Source organism: Pseudomonas kitaguniensis (assembly GCF_049199985.1).
Taxonomy (GTDB): domain Bacteria; phylum Pseudomonadota; class Gammaproteobacteria; order Pseudomonadales; family Pseudomonadaceae; genus Aquipseudomonas; species Aquipseudomonas kitaguniensis.
On the sequence record NZ_JBLZPT010000022.1, the window covers coordinates 89,217 to 96,535 of the forward strand.

The 7,319-nt window shown below is 59.8% G+C and carries 6 protein-coding genes and 1 pseudogene; 4 read left to right on the forward strand and 3 right to left on the reverse strand.

Annotated features, from left to right (window positions below; translation table 11 throughout):
- Positions 1-136: 136 nt before the first annotated feature.
- On the reverse strand, positions 137-2,575 hold the full coding sequence (locus tag ACOZK9_RS22325; protein ID WP_421556581.1) for a Lon protease family protein: 2,439 nt from the start codon (positions 2,573-2,575) through the stop codon (positions 137-139).
- Between the two features lie 269 nt (positions 2,576-2,844).
- Here ACOZK9_RS22325 and ACOZK9_RS22330 point away from each other — a divergent pair, with 269 nt between their 5' ends.
- Positions 2,845-3,333 carry a DUF3015 domain-containing protein gene (locus ACOZK9_RS22330; RefSeq protein WP_017139294.1) on the forward strand — a complete coding sequence of 163 codons (489 nt, stop codon included), beginning with the start codon at positions 2,845-2,847 and terminating at the stop codon, positions 3,331-3,333.
- A gap of 91 nt (positions 3,334-3,424) precedes the next feature.
- Positions 3,425-5,278, forward strand: a complete 1,854-nt coding sequence (locus ACOZK9_RS22335) for an Lnb N-terminal periplasmic domain-containing protein (protein ID WP_122249946.1) — start codon at positions 3,425-3,427, stop codon at positions 5,276-5,278.
- A gap of 153 nt (positions 5,279-5,431) precedes the next feature.
- Here ACOZK9_RS22335 and ACOZK9_RS22340 read toward each other — a convergent pair whose 3' ends face one another.
- Positions 5,432-5,722: a DUF3077 domain-containing protein gene (locus tag ACOZK9_RS22340; protein WP_099236497.1), complete on the reverse strand. Its 291-nt coding sequence runs from the start codon at positions 5,720-5,722 to the stop codon at positions 5,432-5,434.
- A 427-nt stretch (positions 5,723-6,149) separates the two neighbouring features.
- On the opposite strand from ACOZK9_RS22340, the gene ACOZK9_RS22345 reads away from it, so the two are divergent.
- Both ACOZK9_RS22345 and ACOZK9_RS22350 read left to right on the forward strand, forming a co-directional pair.
- Positions 6,150-6,506, forward strand: coding sequence for a hypothetical protein (locus tag ACOZK9_RS22345; protein ID WP_058415387.1), 357 nt, complete (start codon positions 6,150-6,152; stop codon positions 6,504-6,506).
- 58 nt (positions 6,507-6,564) lie between these two features.
- Positions 6,565-7,062 carry a GreA/GreB family elongation factor gene (locus tag ACOZK9_RS22350; protein WP_058415386.1) on the forward strand — a complete coding sequence of 166 codons (498 nt, stop codon included), beginning with the start codon at positions 6,565-6,567 and terminating at the stop codon, positions 7,060-7,062.
- Here the strand turns inward: ACOZK9_RS22350 and ACOZK9_RS22355 are convergent.
- Positions 7,059-7,319, reverse strand: a pseudogene (locus tag ACOZK9_RS22355) (hypothetical protein); the annotation flags it as partial. The gene ACOZK9_RS22350 and the pseudogene ACOZK9_RS22355 sit on opposite strands and share 4 nt — an antisense overlap.

The window sequence follows — 7,319 nt, forward strand, 5'->3', positions numbered from 1 at the left end:
AGCCTTTAATCAAAGAATAGGGGAAAACTGCGACAAGCCAAGGCCGCAGGGACCAACGGGCGTCGGCCCCTGTGGTGATCGCCAATGTGTGGTGAGTGAGCCCACTCACTCACCACAGCAAGCAGGCCCGCCGACGTCAGCTTGGCTGGGCTTGCGCCAGCGCCTGTTGCGCCAGCTCCTTTTCGGCTTCCTTCAGGTCTTCCTCACTGATCATCTCGGCAATCGCGCGCAAACGCTCTACCACGCGGGCGTTCACGGTGCCCTCCGGGAACTGCCCTTCGGCGTCCGGCTCACCGGCAGGCTCACCCACCAACAGGCTCAACGCCTCATCCGCCTGACGCACGGCATAGATGTGGAACTGCCCATCGCGAACCGCCTGCAGCACCTTCTCGTCGAGCATCAACGTGTTGACGTTGGCTTGCGGAATAATCGCCCCTTGCTCGCCGGTCAACCCGCGCGCTTCGCACAGGCGGAAGAAGCCTTCGATCTTCTCGTTGACCCCGCCTACCGCCTGCACTTCACCAAACTGGTTGATCGAACCGGTGATGGCAAAACACTGCTTGAGCGGCGTCTTCGACAGCGCCGAAATCAATGTGCACGCTTCGCCCAACGACGCACTGTCACCGTCCACGTAACCGTAGGACTGCTCCAGCGCGATGCTCGCCGAAATCGCCAGCGGGAATTCCTGGGCATAGCGGCTGCCCAGGTAACCGGTGAGGATCATCACGCCCTTGGAGTGAATCGGCTGGCCGAGGTTAACTTCACGCTCGATGTCGACAATGCCGCTGCCGCCCGGGTACACCGTGGCGGAAATACGCGCCGGCACGCCAAACGCCGAATCACCGACCTCCAGCACCGTCAGCCCGTTGCACTTGCCCACGGCCGCACCGGCGGTGTCGATGAGGATGACGCCGGCGAGCATGTCGTCGAGAATCCGCGCCGACACACGCCCGGTGCGCGTGGCCTTGGCCTTCAGCGCGCGCTCGATATGCCCGGCGTCAGTCATCTCGTCGCCGGCCAGGTGGCGAATAAAATCCGCCTCGCTGACCAGTTGGAACAAGTCGCCAATGCGCGCCGACAAACGGCCCTGATGTTCCGCCAAGCGTGCGCTGTACGTCGCCAAGCGCGCCACCGCGTCCGAGGTCAGCGGCGCCATGCCTTCTTCCGAAGTACGGGTTTTGAGCAACTGGGCGAACTGCTCCAGGCTTTCGTCGACCATCGGGATGTCTTCGTCGAAATCCACCAGTACGCGGAACATCTCCTGGAAGTCCGGATCGGCGTCTTGCAACGCGTAGTAAAGCTGGCGCGAGCCGATGATGATGACCTTGACCTGCAACGCAATCATCTGCGGGTTGAGGGTCACGGTGGCCAAACGGCCCAGCTCGCCCAGTGGCGATTCCATCTTCAGTTTGCGCGACTGCAACGAGCGCTTGAGCGCGTCCCACACAAACGGCTCGCTGAGCATTTTTTCGGCTTCAAGAATCAGGAAGCCGCCATTGGCACGGTGCAAAGCGCCGGGGCGCAACTGGCGATACGTGGTGTACAGCGCGCCCTGGTCGGTGCTGTATTCGATACGGCCGAACAGGTTGTCGTAGGTCGGGTGCGGTTCAAACACCACCGGCGCGCCGCCGTTGACCGGGTGGCCCACCACCAGGCTCGGGCAGTATTGCTCTTCCAGCAACTTGCGCGCCTGCGCGTCGGTCTTGGCGTCATCCACCAATTGCTCGACCACGGTTTTGAGCAGGTACACCTGCATGGCTTGCAGATAGCCGCAAACACCGGCGTTTTCTGCGTACTTTTCCGACAATGGCGCCAACAAAGGTTGCAGGGCCAGGGTGATGGTTTCTTCGTTGAACTGGCGCAGTTGGTTGTTCGACTCACGTTTCCACTGCGGCAGGCTCGCCAGTTCTTCGTTGAGGCGCTCCTCCAGCTCGGAAATGTCGCTGTGGAACCGCTCGCGATCGGCCTCCGGCAGTTGCGAAAACTCCGCTTCGTCCAGCGCCTTGCCCTCAAGCATCGGGGTGAAGGCGATGTTGGAGCTGTCGCGGTACAGCGCCACGTCTTTTTCCAGGGCCAGGCGCTCGATCACGTCCAGGGCCTTGTCGTAACGCTGGTTGAAAGAGCGGTCGATGGCGCTTTTGCGTTGTTGATACGTCGGGTGTTCAAACACCGCCGGGAAGGTCGCGACCAGGTTGTCGACCAAACCGTTGATGTCGGCGATGAACGCCGCCGCACAGCCGCCTGGCAATTCCAGCGCGCGCGGTTCACGCGGCTCATCAAAATTATTCACGTAGACCCAGTCCGACGGGGTCTGCAGGCGTTTACCTTCGGCTTTCAGGTAGCGTTTAACGAACGAAAAGCGGCCGGTACCGGGCTCGCCCATCACAAACACGTTGTAACCGGGGCGTGGCATGGCCACACCGAACTGCAAGGCTTCAACCGCACGTTCCTGGCCAAGCACACCGCGAAAGGGCTCCAAATCATTGGTGGTCGAGAAGCTGAACTGTTCAGCGGAAAAAGGGCGAGTCAGCGCTTCGGGCGCTAGACGCAAGCTGGCAGCAACAGGATCAGGCATCGGGCTTCCTTACATCAGGCGGGGCAGATAACGGCATTCTGGCTCTCGGTTACGCGCTCTGGCAAGGCGCGCTTTTTGGTAAAGCGCAGACACGGCATGCGTCCTACAAAAAAATCGCGATAACACTGATTGTTTTATAAAAAATAACGGAACCCAAGGAACCTGCCTAAACTCCAAATTGCGCGGGCTGGACTAATAACCGGCCCCTAGGGCGCTACGACGCGCCTGAACCCCTTGTCCATTGGTTTGCACACTAAGAGAACAAAGCTATGAAACGGATCCTTCTTGGTACTCTCTTCACCGTTGTCTCCCTCAATGCAATGGCAGAATCACCAGGTGGCCCGAACTGCGGTTGGGGCAACATGTTGTTCGAAGGCCAGCGCGGCACTCCGGCTCACTTCCTCGCTTCCACCACCAACGGCACCTCGGGTAACGCCACCTTCGGCATGACCTCTGGCACCAACGGTTGCAGCACCAACAGCGCCCTGACCTACGGCGGCAAGTCCTGGATTGCCATGAATGGCATGATGAACGAGCTGTCCGAAGACATGGCCAAAGGCAATGGCGAAGCGCTGACCACCTACGCGGTGGTACTGGGCGTTGCACCGGAAGACCGCGAGCACTTTGCGGCCGTGACTCACGAGCACTTCCAGCAAATCTTCAGCAAAGCTGACGTGACCGCTGATGACGTGCACAACAACACCCTGGCAGTACTGAAAAGTGACACCCGCCTGGCGAAATACGCTACTCAGGCTTAAGCTCGACCCGCCCGCGCCCTCCAGGGCGCGGGTTTTATTTTTGGGCCCGCCTCCCCTTTGGGTCTCACTTTTTCCGACTTAAGTTGCCCCTATGCTCAAACGCTTTGCCTGGTTGGCACTCCTCGGCTGCGCCCCGCTGTACGCGGCCCCGCAAATTGATGATCAACGTTTGCAGCAATTGGCCAACGACCCGTTCTGGCTGTCTTTGGGCCATTATGAAGCTGGCAAAATAAGTGGCTGGCGCAGCTATGTCAGCGACAAGAAGTTTTTCCTCGCCGCCGAGGGTGCTCACCACCCGGACGCCGAACTCAAGGCCACCGTCGAAGCGCTATACGCTCCGGTCACCCAGGGCGAAAAACACGCCCAATGCGTCTACCCCGCACGTACCCGCTGGCTCAAGGATCAGTTGCAACTGACCGATTTGCCCGCCGTGGACTGCAAAGAATTCAAGCAATGGTTCAAAGACGTCGCGCCGCACAGCGCGGTGATGATCTTCCCGGCGGCCTACCTCAATAGCCCGTCGTCGATGTTCGGCCACACGCTGCTGCGCATCGACCAGGCCGACGTGCAAAGCAACAAGACCGCCCTGCTCAGCTACGCAATCAACTTCGGCGCCTACATCGAGGGCTCCGACAACAGCATTCTTTACGCCTGGAAAGGCCTGATGGGCGGCTATCCCGGCCTGTTCGCGCTGGTGCCTTACCAGGAAAAACTCTCGGAATACCGCAGCCTCGAAAACCGTGACCTGTGGGAGTACCGCCTTAACCTCACGCAGGTCGAGACCGAGCGCATGGTTGAGCACGTGTGGGAGCTGAAGCAGGTCCAGTTCGATTATTTTTTCTTCGACGAAAACTGCTCCTACCGCCTGCTGGAACTGCTGCAAGTGGCCCGGCCCAGCCTGCGCTTGACTGAGCAATTCCCGCTGACCGCGATTCCGACCGACACAGTAAAAGCCGTGAAAGAAGCCGGTTTGGTCGAGAAGATCGACTATCGCCCTTCGCGTGAGCGCGAACTGCTGGAGCGCGCCAAACCGCTGCAAAGTGATGAACAACAGTGGGTGCTGAAAATCAGCGATGACCAGAAGCAATTGCAGGAGCCCGCTTTCAAAGCCCTGCCCCGCGAGCGTCAGGCGCTGATTATCGATGCGGCTTACCGCCTCGGCCGCTACCGCGCCAATGGCCTGGAGCGCGACACCGAACGCTCCCAACGCAGCTTCGAACTGCTGCGCGCGATCAACCAGAACCCCGCGCCCGACCTAAAAATTGAACAGCCCGGCCTGCCCGAGAACGGGCACGAATCACGCACCTGGCAAGCCGGCATCGGCACGCGTGGCGACAAAGCCTTCGGCGAATACGGCCTGCGCATGGCCTACCACGACCTCAACGACAACGCCGAAGGCTTCCCGCTGGGCGCGCAGATCGAAATTCTGCAAATGAAACTGCGCCAGTACGAAGGCAATCACTGGCAATTGCAGCAACTGGACCTCGCCACCATTCGCTCGCTGACGCCGCGCAACGCCCTGCTGCAACCCTGGTCATGGCAAGTCACCGGCGGTTTGGAACGCGTACCGGGCAAACACGACGACGAAACCCTGGTGGCCCACGTCAACGGCGGCGCCGGCGGCACCTGGCAACTGACCGACGACATGCTCGGCTTCGCCCTCGGCACCGTGCGCGTGGAACACAACAACGACTTCAGCGAAGCCATCTCCCCGGCCGCCGGGTTTAACACCGGCGTGCTGTGGAAAAACCCGCTGGGCAATTTGAGTCTGGAGGCCAAGGGCGACTTCTTCACCAATGGCGAAGTGCGCCGCAGTGTCAGCCTGAACCAGCAGTGGGAATTGTCGCGCAACCTCGGGCTGCGCCTGAGCGCCCAGCGCGAATACAGCCACCTTTCGACGCCAGTGAATGAAGTGATGCTCGAAGTGAAGTGGTATCACTACTAACCCGCACCTGTGACGCTCCGCGTCACGCACTCAAAGCGGACGCGTAGCGTCCAGGGCAGCATTCCCACGCAGTGCGTGGGAATGATCGGAGCAGCCAACGTATTCCAATTGTGGCGAGCGGGCTGCTCGCCACAGTGAGGAGGTTGGTTGGCTTTATTTTGCGGGGGTCATTGCTTGGGTCAGGTCATCGACGACTGCTTTGCCCATCTCGCATAAAAAATGCGCCGCCCAGGCGTATTGTTCGCCGCGTACGTCCATGGCGGCTTCCATGGCGAGTTTCTTGGAGTAGTAAAGCAGCGTGGAGGCGTGTTCCAGGGCTTCGCCGATGGGCATGCCCGAATTGACGCGGAACAGTGGTTTTTGATTTTCGCCGTAGTCGCCGAAGGTAACGACGCCGAGGGTGGTGATTGAAGCCAGAGGTGGATCGGGAACGAGTTTGGTCATGGTGTTTCTCTTAGGTTAGGAAGAAGAAACTGCCAGACATGTCGCTAAACATGAAAAGGTGGCAGCTGTACGCGGGTTAGCGAACCGGTAACCTAGAAACCCGGTAGACCCGAAGGTCTCCCGCGCACAGCCGCCATAACACGATAAGGCAGACAAAAAATGCCAGCCAAAATAGTTGCGGAGGTCGTATCTACGTTTCTCGGGTCGCTAAACCCAATCGCTGTTTTGCAGCGACCCGAGGAGGCTAGACACTCAAACCCTACGGCGCAATAGCCCAGCGATTCTCTAGGAAACGTCCTGCAAGTTAAAGGGAATCGTCGCTGATGGCGCTTTAACCCAACACATTTCTCACTCCCCTTTCACACCGCTCCAACAAATCCTTATCTAGACTCCCCGTATAAGCCGTGAAACGGCCAGGGAGTACGCCATGTGGCGGTCTGCGGTAATGCTGTGTGCGGTGGTGTGGTTGTCGGGTTGCCAGTCAACCCATCAGGATTTGCTGGCAAAAGGTTACCCACCGGCGTTTGCCGATGGTTTTGATGATGGCTGTAGCAGCGGTCGCCAGGCCGCTGGGGTAATTACCGGCGAGTTTCGCAAGAACGTGCCGCGTTATCTGCAAGACCGCGTATACGCCGAAGGCTGGGAAGATGGCTTTCGCCAGTGCAAAGCCATGCGCGAAAACGAAACGTTGCGCGACTACAAAGACAATCACTGGGACGACCGCGAGCGTGCCTGGCAGCATGAAAAAGACCGCGACGCCGGCAGGGCTTATCGCTCGCAATAACATTCATCGAAACTAAAGCGCGACGCACGTGGCCCAAACTCCATAGAAGGAGTACGTCATGAGCCGAGCTTTTGTAAATGAAGACAACGCCGCCGCCCAAGCCGATCAGCCGGTGGAGCGTCAAGTCAGCGAGCAACCCAACCACCTGACGGCGCAAGGGTTGGCGCAGCTGCAGGCCAGGGTTGCGCAGTTGCAGCAGGCGCACAGCGCCGAATCCGCCAAGGGTGAGCAGGCCGACAAGCAGCGCCAGGCTGATCTTGAGCGGGATTTACGCTACTTCAACCAGCGTGTGCAGAGTGCGCAGGTGGTGGCGCCCGCCACGTCCACCGACAAGGTGCAGATTGGCAGTTGGATCACCTTCGCCAATGAACAGGATGAGCAGCAGCGCATTCAGTTGGTCGGTGAAGACCAGGCCGATGCCGGCGCGGGCCTGATCAATTGGGGCTCGCCGCTGGGCCGCGCGTTGCTGGGTGCGCAGATTGGCGACGAGGTGCTGTGGAAACGCCCCGTCGGCGACCAGTTGATCGAAGTGCTGCGTGTAGAGCCCGAGGCTTAGCGACCAACTGTGGGAGCGGGCTTGCTCGCGATGCAAGCACCTCGGACCATCAGGTACACCGGGTTGATGCCATCGCGAGCAAGCCCGCTCCAACAGGTCTCGCTGAAGATTGGCGACGAGGTGCTGTAGAAACGGCCAGTCGGCGACCAATTGATCGAAGTGCTGCGTGTAGAGCCCGAGGCATAGCGACCAACTGTGGGAGCGGGCTCGCTCGCGATGCAGGCACCTCGGACCATCAGGTACACCGGGTTGATGCC

Coding starts and splice junctions, on each gene's coding strand:
- ACOZK9_RS22325 (WP_421556581.1), bottom strand. CDS start 2,575: ATGCCTGATCCTGTTGCTGCCAGCTTGCGTCTAGCGCCCGAAGCGCTG.
- ACOZK9_RS22330 (WP_017139294.1), top strand. CDS start 2,845: ATGAAACGGATCCTTCTTGGTACTCTCTTCACCGTTGTCTCCCTCAAT.
- ACOZK9_RS22335 (WP_122249946.1), top strand. CDS start 3,425: ATGCTCAAACGCTTTGCCTGGTTGGCACTCCTCGGCTGCGCCCCGCTG.
- ACOZK9_RS22340 (WP_099236497.1), bottom strand. CDS start 5,722: ATGACCAAACTCGTTCCCGATCCACCTCTGGCTTCAATCACCACCCTC.
- ACOZK9_RS22345 (WP_058415387.1), top strand. CDS start 6,150: ATGTGGCGGTCTGCGGTAATGCTGTGTGCGGTGGTGTGGTTGTCGGGT.
- ACOZK9_RS22350 (WP_058415386.1), top strand. CDS start 6,565: ATGAGCCGAGCTTTTGTAAATGAAGACAACGCCGCCGCCCAAGCCGAT.